This window comes from Acidobacteriota bacterium (assembly GCA_039028635.1).
Lineage (GTDB): Bacteria > Acidobacteriota > Thermoanaerobaculia > Multivoradales > JBCCEF01 > JBCCEF01.
In genome coordinates, this window is record JBCCHV010000003.1 from 18,473 (window position 1) to 35,563 (window position 17,091).

Genomic DNA, 17,091 nt, shown 5'->3' on the forward strand with positions numbered 1-17,091 from the left:
ACCGACTCTCGGGGACCGGCGCCTAGACTTTGAATGTGCGGGAAGAAGCGGTCGCCTAGTGGCCAGGATACGGCTCACCCATCGAAGCATTGACACCCTCACCGCCGGCAAGTGGCTGACGGACTACTGAGACGATCGCTTGCCCGGTTTCGGCGTCCGGGTCGCGCAGAGCGGGCGCAAGTCCTTCATCGTCCGCTACAGCGCCGCCGATGGCCGCAAGCGTCGCCTCACCCTCGGGGCCTATCCGATGCTGACCCTCGCCGATGCCCGCGACAAGTCTCGCGAGGCTCTGGCCGCCGTCGCACGGGGCGAAGACCCCAGGGTAAGAAGAAGGCCGAGCGGCGGGCGCCGACCTTCGGTGAGCTGGCGAAGGTTTACCTCGAGCGCCACGCCAAGGTGAAAAAGCGCCGCTGGCGGGAGGACGAGCGGGTGCTCCGGGTCGACCTTTTGCCGCACTGGAAGCGCCGCAAGGCCAAAAGCATCGGCCGGCAAGACGTCAGCGAGGTGCTCGACGGCATCGTCGCCCGTGGAGCGCCGATCATGGCGAACCGCACAAAGGCGCTGATCTCGAAGATCTACAACTTCGGCATCGGCCGCGGCCTGGTCGAGCACAATCCCTGCCTCGGCGTGCCGATGCCAGCCAAGGCTCGGCAGCGCGACCGGGTGCTGTCCGAAGAAGAGATCCGAGCCCTGTGGCGCGTGCTCGACCACGCCCACCCGGTGATGGCCGCCACCTTCAAGATGCGGCTGCTCACCGCTCAGCGCGGCGTCGAGGTGCTCGCCATGCGCTGGGAGCACATCGACGGCGACTGGTGGACGAATCCCGCCGAGGTGGCCAAGAACGGCCTGACCCACCGCGTGCCACTGGCGCCGCAGGTCCAGTCGCTGCTCGACGAGCTACGGCCGGTCACCGGCGGGTCCGTGTGGGTCTTTGCGAGCCCGCGCCGCAAGGGTGCCCACATCACCGCCGTCCAGAAGGCGGCCGAGCGAATCGCGAAGCGGGCCGAGGTCGACTTCGTACCCCACGACCTGCGCCGGACGGCGGCGAGCTTCATGACCTCGATGGGCATCTCTCGGCTGGTGGTGTCGAAGATCCTCAACCACGTCGAGAGCGGCATCACCGCGGTCTACGACCGGCAGAGCTACGACGCCGAGAAGCGTCAGGCCCTGGTCCGATGGGCGGGTAAAATGGACGAGATCCTGGGCGCGAGTCGGAGCACGAGCAATGTGATCCAAATCGCTTGAGACTCGAAAGGAGTCCTGACCTTGTCTCTCGAAATCCCTCGGCCGCTAGAGGCCAGACTCGCTCGCGAGGCAGAGCGCCGCGGAGTATCGACCGAGCAACACGCTCTCGAAATACTTGAGGCTCGGCTTGGGCGAAGTGGCTGGCTGCGCAGTGGGGCCGAGGTCGTGGCGTTCTGGCGCCGCGAGGGGGTCATCGGCTCCTGGCCAGCTATCGTGGACAGCAGCGCCCACGCCCGCAGAATACGGCAGAAGGCCGAGAAGCGAGCACGATCGTGTGCTCGATCGGACGAGCGAGGAAGCGACCTCCCATGAGCACCTTCTCCCCGATCTTCACGATCACCAATGCCATCACGCGAGGGCTGACGTCCATCGAGCGCGCACGGGGCTTTCTGGAAGCGGCATCGCTATCTGAAGAGTGGCTTCGCCGCATGAGCCAGCGGGCGCTGCTGCTCGAAGCCCACCATACGACGCACATCGAAGGAACTGAGCTGACCATCGAACAAGCCGAGCGCCTGTGGACAGGGCAAGAGGTCGAGCAAGCTCAAGAAGACGATGTCCGAGAGCTGTTGAACTACCGCGAGGCCTTCAACCTGGTCTCGGACTACCTCGACAGCGGAGAGCCGGTCACCGAGGGGCTGATCCGGGAGATCCACAAGCGGCTGGTGGACGGTGTGCGAGGCGGCGAAGGAGGACCCGGCGCCTATCGCACGGTTCAGAACTACGTGATCAGCAGCCGAACGCGTGAGGTGATCTACACGCCACCGCCGCCCGAGGCGGTCGCACCGGCCATGGGAGACCTGGTGACGTGGCTGCGCGAAGAGGACGCGATTCACCCGGTCTTGGTCGCGGGCATCGCCCAGTTTCAGCTCGTGCACATTCACCCCTTCGTCGACGGCAACGGACGTACCTCCCGCCTGCTCTCAACCCTTTGTCTGTACCGCGCAGGCTACGACTTCAAGCGTCTATTCACGATCAGCGAGTTCTACGATCGCGACCGAACCGCCTTCTACCAAGCGCTCCAAAGCGTGCGCGACCATGGGATGGACCTGACCAGCTGGCTCGGGTACTTCGTCGAAGGACTCGCGACACAGCTGGCAGAGGTCAAGGCTCGAGGAGAGGTCGCGATCCGGACAGACGTCATCGCCGCCGAGCAGGGGCTCAATCCCCGCCAGGCAGCTGCCCTCGACCATGTCCTTGCGCACCATAGGCTCACAGTCGGCGATTTCGAGGGGCTCTTTCCCAAGGTCAGCCGCCGAAGCTTGCAGCGTGACCTGAAAGCGCTCCTCGCCCAGGGAATCCTGAAAGAGGTGGCAACGGGTCCGACCGACCCCAATCGTCACTACGTGCTCGGGAAGCTATGACAAGCTGTGACACGGAGCTGTGACATGCTGTGACATGAGCAGGTGAATCGCCTTGTCAGTAGAAGCAGAAAAGGAAGTCAAGAGTCCGTCCCAAGACGAGCAGATCGACTGGTCGTGGGACCGGTTCATTTCGATTCTTGCAGGGGAGATCGGCGAGGAAGAGCGCCAGCGCGCTACGAGCTACCTACGAAGCTCCCAGGGTTACAGCTTCGAGCAACTTCGAGACGCCATCAACGATCCAGAGCATGTGACATCTTGGGCCGATCCCTGGCTCGGCATCCGACTATCTCATCCCTGGGAGTGGATTCAGAGCGTGCCGCGCAAGGAGTTCGATCCCAGGAACCCTAGGAAGCCCGAGGTCCACGAAGAGCTGATTCCACTGGATCTACTGGTAGCAGGGGCAAGCATCGTCATCGATGGCGACATGGAGTATCCGTCGATTCCTTTTCCCCTTCTGGAGGGTGTGGCCAGACTACCTCCAGCCAAGCAGAAGCCGATCTTCGAGAAGTGGCTGAGTTTCGATGAATGGATGGGAAGAGTCTCCTACGGTGATCCGTTCGAAAACGAGTCCGACATTGGCCGGGGATCGATCATCGGCCGAGGGCCGGGCGGGACATTCCGCGCCTCCCTCTGCTATTTCCTCTGCCCTCATGTAATCGACAAGAAAGAAAAACGGGCATATCACGATATCCATGTTGGGCTCCCCTGGGTTGGGGAATCATCGCCGGACACATGGACCCGCGAGGAGCAAGATGCCCTCTGGGAATCGGTCCTGAAGATGCTGGATGCACTGGTTCGTGAGGCGGAGGAGGGCAAGCCCTATCCCAACGCAGTTCGCACGACGGTGCGATCAGCGAAAGGGGTTCGGTTTCGAGAATTCGTCGCAGTCATCGAGAAGCCGTCCGGAAGGTCGTTCGCGGAGCGAGCCACTCTCAGAACCCTGGAGCGTTCGGTTCTTCGCCGCATTCCTGTCTACGCGCGAGGCATCAAGGACCCAACCCTCGACATCTCGGGCAGCGGGGATGGTCTCGATATGCTTGCCAGCTTCGAGATATTTGCGACGATGTACTACCCCGAGGATGAGAAGAAGAGACGGGAGTATGTGGCAGTCGCCTCGTCTCACCTGATGGCGGAGATCATTCCTCAGAGCATTGCGAAAGAGTTTCCTACGCTGGATCTCAAATCCCCGGAATGCTGGAAGGTCTAATCGGAAGCCCTCGAAGCGCAGTCTCCTCGTATGAAGATGAATCTCGAGAAGCAGCACGCCCTGTTGTCCGCCGGGACATTCGATGAAGTCATGGAAGCCTCGTTTGACCGTGGCCAGGGTGGGATCACGGCAGGGGAGATGCTGCTCTTCATGCTGATGGCCAGCGAGCATTGCCCTGAGCACATGAGTGTTGGTCGCGCGGCGTACCTTCGGGTTCTCGACCTCAAGGACAAGAAAGATCACTTAGGACGATCCAGAAGCCGTGGAAGATCCACAGTTTTGAACGACTGGAGCTGCTTCAGGTCGGTGGCCCACCTCTGGGCTGCCTTTCAGATCACCAGAGAGCATGGCGGCGAGGATTGCAGTTTCGGCTTGAAGCCAGGGACCGAGAAAGAGTTCCTGGCGGTGGCCGAGTATCTCCGCAATCTTGGAGAGGCTACCTTTGCACGCGCCCAGGAGTCCAAACACGGGCCTATTCTCAACCCCTCTCAGACTTGGCGAGTCCCTGGGGAACTGATCTTGCCCAGGACGGTCAGAGCGTCCTGGTGGGACAAGCACCGTGGCAGCCTCTGCTCTGGATCGCTTTCTCGCACGCCGAATCACCCGGGGACATCTCCAGGCAGGCGATCGAGGACTGGATCTTCTTCGGAAGGAGCGAAAGGAGCTGGTCGCCAAAGACGATCCGGAATCGCTTGCAGGCGCTTGGGTTGTTCTTCGACTGGATGGTTCGGGAAGGGCTTCTTCGGAGCAATCCAGTAGCAGAGATCCCAAAGCCGAAGCTGCCCGTGAGAATCCCGCGGCACCTCACTCAGGAAGAGGCGTTTCAGCTCCTGGACTGGACGAAGAACTTCCCATTCGGCTATCTGTTCGAAAGGTCTCGTGCCGCCGCCATCATCGCGACCTTCATCTACACGGGAATCCGTGCTGAAGAGCTGAGGATGCTCAAGATGTCAGCCATTGACCTCGCCAACAGGACGCTCTTCGTAGCTTCTGGGAAGGGCAACAAGGACCGCATCATTCCGATCACCCGTTCGTTGGCGCTCTTCTTGGAAGAGTATCTGAGGGACCGGAGACGGATGCGAAGATCTTGCCCGTACTTCTTCACAGCGATGAGGCAGGATAGCCAGATGGGGCCTCTGGTGGTCAAGCGTCTGGTCGATCGCCTCAGGGAAAGGAGCGGGATCTACTTCTACCCACACATGCTCCGCCACACCTTCGCGACGCTGATGCTAGAAGGTGGCTGCGACCTCTTCAGCCTGTCGAAGATGATGGGTCACTCCGACATCAAGACGACAACGATCTACCTGTCGGCGACGACAGGCCACTTGCGGGAACAGATCAGGAAGCACCCGCTGGATGCCTAAGACCGAGAAGAGGGTTCGCCTACTTCTTCTTGGGTCTCTTGATGGTCTCGACCACCGTGGTGCTTGGCCTCTTCTTGGCTTCCCGGACAGGAATGAACTTGCCACTCTTTGCGTCTCTGCCGATCTTCGTGGACTTCGAACTCTTCTTCATCAGTGGATCCTCTTGCCTCTCTTGTTCGGGTTTCAGGCGGCTCGGACAACTCGGCAACTCGCGCGAACGGTGCCGGGATACCCGCCCAGGTTGACGACGACCTTCCAGGTCCCTAGATAGGGCGCACGAAGGCACACTGGACTCTGCTTCGCGAGCCCGCCCCTATACTGATAGCGCCGACCGCTCTTGAAGTTCTGGAAGGCGCATTGGTCTAGCAGCAGGACATTGGCCTGCTTGTCCAGCGAGACCTGGACTACATCCCCGGGGCCTGTCTGGACCGTGTAGTGGAGAAAGCTCATGAGTCTAGCTCCTGATCACGCCTAACGCGGCGTCGAAGTTGAAGTTTGGCCTGCTACCATCTGACGTTTGGCATTGCCGTACTCTCGGGAGTATGGCTCGTTGCCGGCTCTCGAGATCACTTTCTCCAGTGTCCCTTCACCCACTCCCATTGACCCCGCTCATAATCCCATCGCCAATGAGCCCTGACCCATTCGGTCCTTCCCAAGGGGCGAGGTTTTCTGAGATTCTGTACTCGGTCAGGTGGCTTGGGCGGCCTCGAAGATCGTAACGTTCCGATTCTGCGCATTCTCTTCCTCCCCTTACTTGCACCGCATCGGCTTGCATTTCGTACGGCACTTGGCCCTGTTGTTGGCCGCACCGCCCCAAGACTCTGAAAAGTGCAGGGAATACAGATCGGCTGTCTCATCGAAGGCCGCGCAGAGTCTCAAGTAATCGTCGTCGCCCTGCATGCCGAAGTACGGGTAATGGTGCAGAAATTTACCAAAGATCACCTGGCAGTCCTCAGCGTACCTTTCCGTGTCTAGGATGTGCTGGTGCCAAAAGATATCCACATCGCGATTGGGGACAATGTCCTTGTCTGGGTAGGCTCGCTTGAGCGCGAGGAATCGCTTGTAGCTCTTTTCGACCTCATCGCATCTCGCTGAAGACCAGCCCTGGCCCTCCTCGACGTCTTGCAGCTTCAGCTTGATCATCTCGAAATCAAGATGGTCCAGATCCCTTAGGTTCAGTTGGATGCCACAACCAACGCGGTCAGCTAGTGCTGTTTCAGACCGAGCGATTTCCATTTGGAATACCTCCCTGGTATCGGTCCACGTTCCTTGGCGCGGCCACCCACGCTGGACGGGCCTACGACCACGAACGCGAAAATGCTAGCGAATAGGCTCCGTTGGAGATATGGATGCGCGAGGGAAAGATGTGACGGGGGAGGCCAGAGAGCCCCGAAAACTAGAGGACAGGGCAAGAGAGATGTGACGGCGATGAGGAAGATGTGACGGCACTGCGGCAAGCAGCACAGTAAGTCCTCGCCCCACCCCGTCTTGACACCCCTGAGGAGCAGAGGCAGTCAGAGTCAACCGAGCAGCATCACGGCCCCGGCCGCCGGATCGCGGCCTTGACGGCTCAGCAGGTACTGAGCTGGATCCTCGCCGCAGAGATTGGCGGTCTCGACGAGGCTCTAAAGGATGACGGCGACTTTGGCGCCGCGGCGCGGGCGCTTGCCGGAGAAGTTCTTGCGCCCGATGACCGGGCCGTGCAGGGCCCGCTCAGCTGCGCTTTTGTCGAGCGGGATGCGTGCGCTGTCGGGGAACATCGTCAGCCCTTTCCAGTGCTTGAGCAGGTAGCACAACGCCTTGTCGCAGAGGAAGCACGCAGTACTTGCGCTGACGCTAACTACCTTCTGACAACATAGCAGGTCTCGAAGTTCAGATCGTAGCCCTTCCAGTCTCTGGTGTTACGGATGATCTCGTGTTGCTCAACCGCTCCTAGGCCTCGACTCTCATACTCTCTGGCAATCCACTTCCGGAACTCAGACACCTGCTTCCGTACTGTAGCTTCTTGCACGCTAACTGTCTTCGCGATCTCCTTTCCTGTCATTCGTCGCGTGTCGTCGTCAGCTATGCCGCGGGAGGACATTAGTGTCCGGCTGGCCAAAAGCCACAAGAGCTTCGCGAAGCGAGGAGGCCCAACTTCAATGCCGCTGATGAGCACAGTTCCATTCGTGAAGAGAATCTGGTGCTTCCCTGTAGTGCTTTCGTGGGTACTCGATTCGCCTATAGCGCGAGTTATCGCGGCGAGCTTGTCGTCAAGAGGGACAGGACTGTCTTGAAACGGCTTTGTGATGTAGTCATTCGCTCCGGAAGTCAGCGCTCTAACTGCGGTTTGTGATGACTCCTCGTAGGCTGTCATCACAATCACCGGAAGCTGGTTGGGGGCGAACCGATCTCGGATATGAGCAAGCGTGTCAAATCCGACTTGTGTGTGCGGATACATATCGCCATCGTGCGTCGGCAATCGGAGATCTAGCAGGGCGAAGTCGAATTGCTGCTGGTCTAGAAGGTGGTAAGCCTCTCGTTGCGTAGGAGCGACGGTTACCCGGTGGCCATCGTGCTGAAGCCTCATGCGGAGAACGTCAGCCACAACATGATCGTCTTCGATGACGAGGGCTTCATATCCCATGGTTGCACTCTCCTCGCTTGAAAGGTAGCCTAATCGTCACTGTCGTCCCTATTCCTAGTTCGCTTTCGATCGCTAATTGTCCTTGATGCTCGCGCTCGATGATCTTTAGGGCTAAGGGTAGACCCAAACCTATTCCCCCTCGCCTCTTCTTGAGCGACCTGAATCTCTTGGTTGCGCTTTCCAGCTGAAGTGGATCCATTCCTGTTCCCGTATCAGCAACTGAAAGCAACAGATGGTCTGGCGGATCCTTCATTGCGTTGACTTCGAGCCGTGCGCCTGAAGTTCTCTCAGACAACGACTCGAATGCGTTAGAGAAGACATTAACCAGTGCTCGAACAAGACGGTCCTTGCTGGCCTCGATCTTGATGTCATCTGGGACGTCAAGAACGACTTCTACCTCTGCTCCGTCCAGGTACGCTTCGGCCTTCTCCTGCGCCAAGCATAGTGCCTCAGCAGCTAAGGAGTGGAAAGACTCCACCTGAAAAACTAGCTCAACGTTACGCGAGTATTCAAGAAGGCTGCTGACGAGCGTCTTGAGATAGCGCGACCGGTCTTCAATCTTATCAACGATTTCGAGGATCTCCGGGGCGCCACCACTGTAGCTACCCACTCTGCGTTTGAGCTCCAGAATCAAGCCTTCCACCGCCGTACGGTAGGTGTTCAGTTCGTGGGCGGTGTCTCCTGCAAGCTCCTCGTAGTGCCTCTCGCCAACGCGGATCGCCGCCTCGTAGATCCTTTCGGATGTCTCGCCCTCCAGGCTCTTAATGGTCTCGAACGCGAAACGTGCCTGGCGATCCGACTTCTCCGCCGAACTCGTGATTCTTGCTAGCTTTCGCCTACCTCGCTCAGCTGCCTGGCGGACCCACCTGTTGCGATCTCTAGCAAGCTGCTCAACTAGGCTGTTGGCCGCAGGACGTCTTGCCTCGACCAGTACCGGAACCACAGCTCTCCTGACCTCCCACTTGGCGTCTACTGCGAGCTTTGCCAGGCCATCGATAATGCGCTCAACGGTATGCTCTGTTGGAAGGTCTTGAAGCAGCCCGCGAAGATACTCGATCGCAGACAACCTCTCTTGCCAGGACTCGGAGGCGGTCTTTGCCGCGATCTTCTCGAGGATTGCGCTATGCCCCTGTCGTTCGTTTCCATCAGTAGCCATACCGCTCTTTCCGCTTCTGAAACGCTTCTCTCCCTCCCTCAAGAATCGTCTCGATCTCGTCCTTCACCTCATCTACCGTTCCTGCTGCCTTAACTGAGGCCCTCCGGCCTGTGGACTGCAAGACAACCACTCGCTGGGCATCGCCCAGGACAGGTACGTTGGGATTGTGGGTCACGAATATTAGCTGGCGGCGGCCGCTGACACCCCGGATACTCTTGACGATAGTTTCGTAGATGAAGGCATTGTCTAGGTTGTCCTCTGGCTGGTCGATCAAGAGCGGGCTGGCGCTCTCCAGCAATAGTATTGGCAGTATCGTGGTGCATTTCTGGCCCGTGGAAAGCACGGTTGAGTCCTTGTAGTCCGGACCATCCTTGAGTTCGATAGTAGGGCGGTCGTGAAGGTCGACAGTTTCTACCTCGAACACAGTAGTTGTATCCTTGATCTGAAGGATAAGGCGGTTCGCTCGATCGGTGTCGATCTCCAGATGGTCTGACAAGGTCTGGGAGTCGCCCCGTTGGACGATACTCGCGAACTCATGCGGCGGAATCCTCTGAACTACTCGATCAACAACCTGAGTGTACTTGAATCCCGAACCCTTCATAGCTTCCAGCAACAGACTCCGGTAGGAGTCGGTATTTCCATACTGCTCAATCTGGACGCGGATAGCTGGAGAGAGCTGTTCAGAAAGCGACTGTGCCACAGTCAAGCGTTCTTCGAATCGATCATCTTTCAAGTCTGACAGCCGGTGGAGTAGTGTCGCTCGGGCCAATTCCGTCTGCTGCAATACAGCCTGGCGCTCTTCAAGCCGCTTCTGTTCTTCCTCGAGCTCGGCTTCGCGACGAAGAAGCTGATCGCGTTCCTTTAGCTTGTCTTTCTCCTTCTCGCGTTCGTCTAGGAGATCTTGGTAGGCTTTCTCCTGCTTGATGTGCAAGGCCGATAGATTGTCAGACTCTTTCTGGAGTTCTTCACGCATGCCCTCGAGTAGGCGAGACGCCTCTTGGACCTTTAGGATAAGCTCCTTGGCGCTATCGGTGAGTATGTCTTTTATCCGCTGAAGCCGCGTGCCATTCGGTCCGCTAAGTATGCGTTCGTGTATCAGCTCACTTATGGACGCGGGCAAATCGGTGAGGCCTCTGCTGAGCCTTTCAGTCTCGTCCGACAGAATCTCGTCAAGCCGGTTGAGAGCGCGTGTCTCCTGATCTCGAAGGGCCTTGCCTTGACTCGCTTGACGGAGGACTTTTCCTTCTTCATCGCCCGCTTCAATCTTGTGAGCTTTGAGTTTTTCCGAGACTTCAGGCAGAGCGGATAATTTCTCTCTAAGGCCTGTGATGTCGCCTCGAAGCTTGAGGATCTTCTCTGCGTTCTCTCGTAGTTCCGATTCAAGTCGTTGAATCTGCCTAGTGATCTCACTGATTTTCTCTTCGACGAACTTATCGATGAGCTTTAGCTGAAAGAGTGGATCGTTTGCGATTTCCTCGACCTGGTTCTGGCTATAGAAATCGGCTGAGAAGATCGTGCCCCTCCCTATCTCGATTCCTACCGGGTCGCCGGCAGAGTTCATGACTAGCGAAGTCCCATCGGCATCTTTCCGAACTCTATAGCGGATGTCGTCGCGGGTCTCGACCTCTAGCTCGACCTGTCCGCCCTGGAGGTTGGCGGTGATGAGCTTGTCGACTCTACGATAGTGGGCGGAAGAATCTGTCTGATCCGGCATGTGATCGAGCGTCCAGCGCAGGACTTCGAGCACTGTTGTCTTTCCCGCACCTCTTCCTCCGATTAGGCAGTTCAAACCATCCTTGAACTCGACGTCTAACCCATCGAGGAAGCCTCCCTTGACTCGTATGCTACGTATCCGATGGAAGGCATTCGAAGTAGGCTCAATCCCGATCATGCAAGCTTCCGATCATTCAGCTTGGGTGCGTTGCTGGTTCGCGGCTGTCGCCGCAGTCGATCGACCTATTCGGCTCCTAGTCGCTGGTTGGAGGAAGATTCTAACGCAGGGAGATCGGCAGATCAGGTTCCTGTCTTGGTCGGTCCCCCGAGGGCTACCCAGGATCGTCTTCACTCTGTTCGATGCGTTGGTCGAGCCCTCGGCTCGGCCGGCTGGCAGAGGAGTTCCCTCAAGATGCGGACGACGATTCACGGCGGGGATTGCTGGACGTCACGCCAACTTGACGTCCAGCCGATCTGTCCAACGTCGCAGGACCCGGAGCGGAGTACGACAGACTGCGATGGTCCCTCCGCCGAGGTGGTTACTCAGCGGTTACTCTGGAGAGGTCTTCTGAGGCTTGAGTTGCTGTAAACTTTTGATTCTAATGGAGCCGACGGCCGGATTTGAACCGGCGACCTGCTGATTACGAATCAGCAGGTCAGCTTGCCCACGCCCCTATCCCACCACCACATTCACCAGCCGCCCCGGCACGACGATCACCTTCCGCACGGTCTTCCCCTCCATGAACTTCTGAGCCCCTTCGCAGGCGAGGGCCTGCTTCTCGGCGTCTTCTTTGGAGATGTCCGCCGGGACCTCGAGCCGGTCGCGGACTTTGCCATTCACCTGAACGACCAACGTGATGGTGTTTTCGACCGTCGCCGCCTCGTCCACTTCGGGCCAGGCCGCGGTGTGGACGGAGCCTTCATAGCCCTGGCGCTGCCAGAGCTCTTCGGCGACGTGGGGGGCGATGGGGGCGAGCATGCGGAGGTAGATGCTTTCGGCTTCTTTCCAGGCGTCGGTGCCGTGGGCGCCTTGGCTTGCGAGCTTGCTCATGTCGTTCAGGAGCTCCATGAGGGCCGAGACGGTGGTGTTGAACTGAAAGTCGTCGAAGTCGCGAGTGACCTGGGCCAGGGTCTGGTGGACTTTGCGGCGCAGGTTGGTGACGACTTCGTCGGAGGCGGGGGTGTCGCCTTCGGCCGGGGTGAGGAGCAGGCCCCACAGGCGGCGTAGCCAGCGGGCGGTGCCTTCGATGCCGGCGCTGGACCAGGGGGCGCCCTGCTCCCAGCGAGCGAAGAACATGAGGAAGGCGCGCAGGGTGTCGCTGCCGTAGCGCTCGACGAGGGCGTCCGGGGCGACGACGTTGCCGCGGCTCTTGGACATCTTTTCGGAGTCTTCGCCCAGGATGATGCCCTGGTTGCGGAGCTGGCTCATCGGCTCGTCGCCCTGCACCAGGCCGAGATCGCGGAAGGCCTTGTGGAAGAAGCGCGTGTAAATGAGGTGCATGGTGGCGTGCTCGATGCCGCCGGTGTAGGTGGCCACGGGCATCCAGTAGGAGTACTCGGCCGGGTCGAAGGGACCATCGTCGTACCCCAGGGTGAGGTACCGAAGGTGGTACCAGGAGGAGTCGACAAAGGTGTCCATGGTGTCGGTGTCGCGCTCGGCCTCACCGCCGCACTCGGGGCAGGTGGTCTGCTTCCAGGTGGGGTGCAGCTTGAGCGGGCTCTCGCCGGTGGGACGCCACTCGATGTCGTCCGGCAGGCGCACCGGGAGCTGCTCGTCGGGCACCGGCTGGGCGCCGCAATCGTCGCAATAGACCACCGGGATGGGCGCCCCCCAGTAGCGCTGACGGGAGACCAGCCAGTCGCGCAGGCGATAGGTGACGGCGCCGCGGCCGAGGCCTTTGTCTTCGAGGTAGGCGATGGTGCGCGGGATGGCCTGGTCCGCCGACGTGCCGCTGAGCTCGCCGGAGTTGACCATGGCGCCGCTGGCGGGAACCGCTTCGGTCATCGTGGCGGGATCGAGGTTCTCGTCCCCCACCGGCGCCACCACCGGGCGAATCTCGAGGCCGAACTTGCGGGCGAACTCGAAGTCGCGCTGGTCGTGGGCCGGCACCGCCATGATGCCGCCGGTGCCGTAGGTCATGAGCACGTAGTCGGCAATCCACACCGGGATGCGCTCACCGTTGACCGGGTTGATGGCGTAGCCGCCGGTGAAGACGCCGGACTTCTCCTTGTCGGCGGCTTCCCGCTGGACGTCGGTCTGGCGACCGGCCTCGGTGACGTAGGCCTCGATCTCGGCGCGCTGGGCATCGCTGGTGAGACCCGCCACCAGCGGATGCTCCGGCGCCAGCACCATGAAGGTGGCGCCCCAGAGAGTGTCGGGCCGGGTGGTGAAGACCTCGATCTCCTCGCCGCTTTCGGTCTTGAAGACGACGTGGGCGCCCTCGGAGCGCCCGATCCAGCGGCTCTGCAGGGTCTGCACCCGCTCGGGCCAGTCGATGGGGCCGAAGTCGAGCAGCTCTTCGGCGTAGCGGGTGGTGCGGAAGAACCACTGCGACAGCTCTTTGCGGATGACCGGCGTTTCGCAGCGCTCGCAGTGGCGGTCGTCGCCCTTGACCTGCTCGCGCGCCAGGGTGGTGTTGCAGGACGGGCACCAGTCGACCGGCGCCTTCTTGCGGTAGGCGAGGTCGTTGCGCAGGAGCTGGTTGAACAGCCACTGGGTCCAGCGGTAGTACTCCGGGTCCGACGACACCATCTCGCGCCGCCAGTCGAACATGGCACCCATGCTGCGCAGCTGGCCGCGCATGCGGTCGATGTTGGCGTAGGTCCACTCGCGCGGGTGGATGTTGTTCTTGATGGCGGCGTTTTCCGCCGGCAGGCCGAAGGAGTCGAAGCCGATCGGGAAGACGACGTTGTTGCCGCGCATGCGCTGGAAGCGGGCGCGGGCGTCGGACGGGGTGATCGCATACCAGTGCCCGATGTGGAGATCGCCCGATGGGTAGGGGAGCATGGTGAGGGCGTAGTGGGCCGGCCGATCGCGATCGATGTCGGAACGGTAGAGGCCCTCGTCCTCCCAACGCTGTTGCCAACGGGCTTCGATCTCGGAGGGGCGATAGTCGGGGGTGGAATGCGACTCACTCATGATGGCACCTGGGTTCGATTTATTCGACTTGAAGAGTGGCTATTGGGAATGGATTCGAGCTCTTCCACGGATACGCGGGGCCAGGGGCTTGCTTTCGCGGAGGAGCGAAGGGTGATTCTATGGCACGCGGGGTGATGAGCGCTGCTGCAGGGCGCGTGGAGCGCCATGGGGACCTCAGTCCCAGCGCTTCGCTCGACGCCCGCGTGGGCCTGTCTCGGGGCCGTTGCGTTGCTGGGGGGCGCGTGGAGAGCCATGGGGACCTCGACCCAGCGCTTCGCTCGACGCCCGCGTGGGCCTGTCTCAGGGCCGTTGCGTTGCTGGGGGGGCGCGTGGAGCGCCATGGGGGCCTCGACCCAGCGCTTCGCTCGACGCCCGCGAGGTCAACCTCGGACTCCGGACGGTCCGTGGGAGAGCGGAGGCAGAACTCGCCTTCGGCTCAGACAGATGCCTCCGCTTTTTCTCCCACGGACCTGGAGTCGGACTTCCAAGATCTTGCCCGCGGGCTGACGCTCCGCTTCTGGGTCGAGGGCCCCATGGCTGGACCGATATCTCCATCACACTGAGGTTGAGGAATCGCCTGCAGTTCCCTCATTTCGAGTGCGCTACTCGAAGAAAGACCGGGGGCGAAAAAAGAAGCCCGCACAAGACCAACCGGAGGTCTCGGTTCGGTTGCCCCAGAGCGGAGCGTCAGCCCGCGAGCACCGGCCGCGACAGTCCGAGGCTCGGCCCGTGGAGGATGAGCGGAGGCATCTGTTTGAGCCGCAGGCGAGTTGTGCCGCCGCCCGGAACGGGCCGATTCGCAGGTCACCAGAGGCCCTCGCGGGCGTCGAGCGGAGCTCCTGGGGTGACCGGGCCGAGACCGGCCCAGCAAGCCACCAACTTGGGCTCGTCCCGTCTAGAAACCTTCCGAGGCCAGACTCCAGGGGGACTCGACCATGTCGAGGAAGCAGCGCCAGAGGGCGTCGGTGGAGCCTTTCTCTTCGCCTTCGAGGACGCCGTAGCGGCGAAAGATCTCCTGGACCCCGACGGTGACGATGGAGCGGGCGTCGGCGTCGACCGCCTCGGGCTTCCACTGCGGTGCCAGCTCATGGCTGACGGCGATGACGCCGCCGGGGCTGACCAAGGGGTCGGGCACGAACCAGATGCGCTCGGAGGTGAGGTCGTCGAGGGCGGCGCGGCGGGCGGTTTCGCCGGCATCGCTGATCGGTACCTGGTCGTTGCCGGCGCCGAGTACGAGGCGGAGCTTGCCACCGGCGGCGACGCCATCGGCGAGGATCCGAGCGCGGCTGCGCTTCTCTTCGCCCCCCTTGGGCGCCGACGACAACCAGCCCGTGGAGCCACCGTTGGGCGATAGGACCGCGACGTTCGAGAGGGCGAGGGCGTCGGCCTCGCTGGTCAGGATGCGTCCGGCAGCGTGCAAGCGGCGCAAGACCTGGCGGTAGGTGTCGCGGACGTCTTCGGCGGCCTTCGACACCAGCACCTCGATGCGATCGCGAAGGTCACCCTTCTCGAAGGCCCAGTCGTAGATCCAGACCTCGGCTCCCTCGTTGAGGTCGAGGTCGGCGAGCAGCGGCAAGCCGACTTTGCCGGCGCCGATCACCAGGATCGGCAAGGCCCCGAGGGGCTGCTTGCGCCCTCCGGGGCCCGCGGCGAGCTCCCCGAGGGCGCGCAGCTCGATCACCGCCTGACGCAGGCCGGCGACCACCCCGGCGGCGGTCGCCTCGCCGGTGTCGCGCAGGCAGCCGTTGCCGATGGTGAAGCGAGTCGCGAACTCCATCCACTTGAGCTCGCGGCTCCCCACCCCCATGTCCTTCGAGCCGATGTACTCGCCGGCGAGGCGCTGCAGCAGCAGCCCGTGGCAGAGCAGGCGGCGCGGGGTGAGGAAGCGCCGCCGGTTGGCGGCGGCGGTCAGCTCGGGCTTGTGGGGAGTCCAGACGACACCCTTGCCGCCCTGCCAGCCGAAAAGACCGCGGGCCTCCGTTTCGTCCGGCGGCAGGCACTCCTCCGCCCGACGCAGCAGGGAGTTCTTGAGATACATCGCCTCGGCCAGCTCCACTGCCTCGTGCAGCGCCGCCTGTTGACGGGCGCCATGGGAGGCGCGCTGCGCTCCCTGGTAGAGGCGGGTGCCGCCGAGGGCCGGCCAGCCACCACCCCAGTTGCGGCGGCAGAGGGCAACGCACGAGTAGATGTGCTCGTCCGGATCCGGCGAGCTGTCGTCGACCGCCTCGAAGACCTCGCAATCGCCGATGCGACGCGGGGCCGGAAACCGCAGGGTCGACAGATTCTCCTCGAGCGTCTCGAACATGGCGCTACCTCGCTGACGATGGCGGGGGAATTCCCCCGGTGCGAATAGGCGGAACCGGCGAGGTCGCAGACGAACCCCGCGCGGCCTGCCGATGGGCGGTTCCGAGAGTTCTACGGGCGATACCGGAGAAAAGATTCTATTTTTTCAATACAAAGAGAATCAATCCTTCCAGCGAGCGCTCTCGGCCGCCCCAAGGTAGCAGATTCGGGACGATGGCGGGGAGGACGAAGCTCCATGGCAAAGACCCTCGAGCCGGCCCCGAGTCGGACCAGGAATGGCGCTAGGACACCTCCGCCAGACGACCACGCTCGGCTAGGAGGCTGGTCCGCAACCGCCGCAGGCCGAACAGGATGCGGCTCTTCACGGTCCCCAACGGCAGCGCGAGGCGTTCGGCGACTTGGCGGTGGGAAAGGTCGCCGAAGAAGGCCAAGCGAATGACCTCTTCCTGCGCCGCCGGCAGCTCTGCAAGGGCGGCCTCGAGGAGGTCGGCGGTCTCGCGCTCGAAGAGCGCCCGAATCGGCTCCGGCGGACTCGGCCGGCGCAGCTCGTCGCGCTGGAGAGCCTCTTCGCGACGCCCCCGGGCGGTGCCCGAGCGCAGGGCATCGAGGGCCCGCGAACGGGCGATCAGCAAAAGCCAGCCGCGCGCCGTGGCGCGGCGGGGCTCGAAGGTGTCGGCGGTGCGCCAGACCTGCCAGGCGACCTCTTGAAAAACCTCTTCGGCGACGCCGCCCTCTCCCACCAGGCGACGCAAGAACTGCAAGACGAAAGAACGATACCGGCCGAGGAAGGCGTCGAGGGCGGCCTCGTCGCCGCCGCCGATGCGCTCGACGAGACCATCGTCCGTCCAGTCGTCGAAAGAAACCAGATTCGCAGCTTGGGACCACTCCATCTCACGTCCTCCGGCTCCGCGGGTGATGAGTCCGTGGGCCGGCGTGCCTGATACACTGCCTTCCAACCCACCGACATCCCCTCGAA

General features: G+C 61.6%; 15 protein-coding genes. 5 read left to right on the forward strand and 10 right to left on the reverse strand.

Annotation, left to right across the window (positions count from 1 at the left end; all coding sequences use genetic code 11):
• Nucleotides 1-139 precede the first annotated feature (139 nt).
• The 5 genes from AAF604_02020 to AAF604_02040 all read left to right on the forward strand — a co-directional run bounded on the left by AAF604_02020 (nucleotide 140) and on the right by AAF604_02040 (nucleotide 5,177).
• The gene (locus AAF604_02020) at nucleotides 140-400 is read left to right on the forward strand and encodes an Arm DNA-binding domain-containing protein (protein MEM7048399.1); all 261 of its coding nucleotides are present in this window, start codon (nucleotides 140-142) and stop codon (nucleotides 398-400) included.
• Nucleotides 397-1,245 carry a site-specific integrase gene (locus AAF604_02025; GenBank protein MEM7048400.1) on the forward strand — a complete coding sequence of 283 codons (849 nt, stop codon included), beginning with the start codon at nucleotides 397-399 and terminating at the stop codon, nucleotides 1,243-1,245. The genes AAF604_02020 and AAF604_02025 overlap by 4 nt, the downstream gene beginning before the upstream one ends.
• A 308-nt stretch (nucleotides 1,246-1,553) precedes the next feature.
• Entirely contained in the window at nucleotides 1,554-2,606 is a 1,053-nt protein-coding gene (locus AAF604_02030) for a Fic family protein (protein MEM7048401.1), read from the forward strand.
• Nucleotides 2,607-2,658: 52 nt separating this feature from the next.
• The gene (locus AAF604_02035; protein MEM7048402.1) at nucleotides 2,659-3,813 is read left to right on the forward strand and encodes a hypothetical protein; all 1,155 of its coding nucleotides are present in this window, start codon (nucleotides 2,659-2,661) and stop codon (nucleotides 3,811-3,813) included.
• A gap of 545 nt (nucleotides 3,814-4,358) precedes the next feature.
• On the forward strand, nucleotides 4,359-5,177 hold the full coding sequence (locus tag AAF604_02040) for a tyrosine-type recombinase/integrase (protein MEM7048403.1): 819 nt from the start codon (nucleotides 4,359-4,361) through the stop codon (nucleotides 5,175-5,177).
• A 19-nt stretch (nucleotides 5,178-5,196) separates the two neighbouring features.
• Here AAF604_02040 and AAF604_02045 read toward each other — a convergent pair whose 3' ends face one another.
• The 10 genes from AAF604_02045 to AAF604_02090 all read right to left on the reverse strand — a co-directional run bounded on the left by AAF604_02045 (nucleotide 5,197) and on the right by AAF604_02090 (nucleotide 17,005).
• Nucleotides 5,197-5,328 (reverse strand): hypothetical protein, encoded by a 132-nt coding sequence (locus tag AAF604_02045; protein MEM7048404.1) that lies wholly within the window; start codon nucleotides 5,326-5,328, stop codon nucleotides 5,197-5,199.
• A gap of 32 nt (nucleotides 5,329-5,360) precedes the next feature.
• Complete coding sequence (locus AAF604_02050; protein ID MEM7048405.1) at nucleotides 5,361-5,627, reverse strand: DUF1883 domain-containing protein; 267 nt, start codon at nucleotides 5,625-5,627, stop codon at nucleotides 5,361-5,363.
• A gap of 300 nt (nucleotides 5,628-5,927) precedes the next feature.
• Nucleotides 5,928-6,413 (reverse strand): glycine-rich domain-containing protein-like, encoded by a 486-nt coding sequence (locus AAF604_02055; GenBank protein ID MEM7048406.1) that lies wholly within the window; start codon nucleotides 6,411-6,413, stop codon nucleotides 5,928-5,930.
• Between the two features lie 389 nt (nucleotides 6,414-6,802).
• Nucleotides 6,803-6,973, reverse strand: coding sequence for a transposase (locus AAF604_02060; GenBank protein ID MEM7048407.1), 171 nt, complete (start codon nucleotides 6,971-6,973; stop codon nucleotides 6,803-6,805).
• Nucleotides 6,974-7,017: 44 nt separating this feature from the next.
• A complete protein-coding gene (locus tag AAF604_02065) occupies nucleotides 7,018-7,803 on the reverse strand; it encodes a response regulator (protein MEM7048408.1) in 786 nt (261 codons plus the stop codon).
• Nucleotides 7,793-8,959: a HAMP domain-containing sensor histidine kinase gene (locus tag AAF604_02070; protein ID MEM7048409.1), complete on the reverse strand. Its 1,167-nt coding sequence runs from the start codon at nucleotides 8,957-8,959 to the stop codon at nucleotides 7,793-7,795. Before AAF604_02070 ends, AAF604_02065 begins: the two co-directional genes overlap by 11 nt.
• On the reverse strand, nucleotides 8,949-10,850 hold the full coding sequence (locus tag AAF604_02075) for an AAA family ATPase (protein MEM7048410.1): 1,902 nt from the start codon (nucleotides 10,848-10,850) through the stop codon (nucleotides 8,949-8,951). Before AAF604_02075 ends, AAF604_02070 begins: the two co-directional genes overlap by 11 nt.
• Before the next feature lie 495 nt (nucleotides 10,851-11,345).
• Complete coding sequence (leuS, locus tag AAF604_02080; protein MEM7048411.1) at nucleotides 11,346-13,811, reverse strand: leucine--tRNA ligase; 2,466 nt, start codon at nucleotides 13,809-13,811, stop codon at nucleotides 11,346-11,348.
• Between the two features lie 895 nt (nucleotides 13,812-14,706).
• Nucleotides 14,707-16,116: a hypothetical protein gene (locus AAF604_02085; GenBank protein ID MEM7048412.1), complete on the reverse strand. Its 1,410-nt coding sequence runs from the start codon at nucleotides 16,114-16,116 to the stop codon at nucleotides 14,707-14,709.
• A 280-nt stretch (nucleotides 16,117-16,396) separates the two neighbouring features.
• Complete coding sequence (locus AAF604_02090; protein MEM7048413.1) at nucleotides 16,397-17,005, reverse strand: sigma-70 family RNA polymerase sigma factor; 609 nt, start codon at nucleotides 17,003-17,005, stop codon at nucleotides 16,397-16,399.
• Nucleotides 17,006-17,091 lie beyond the last annotated feature (86 nt).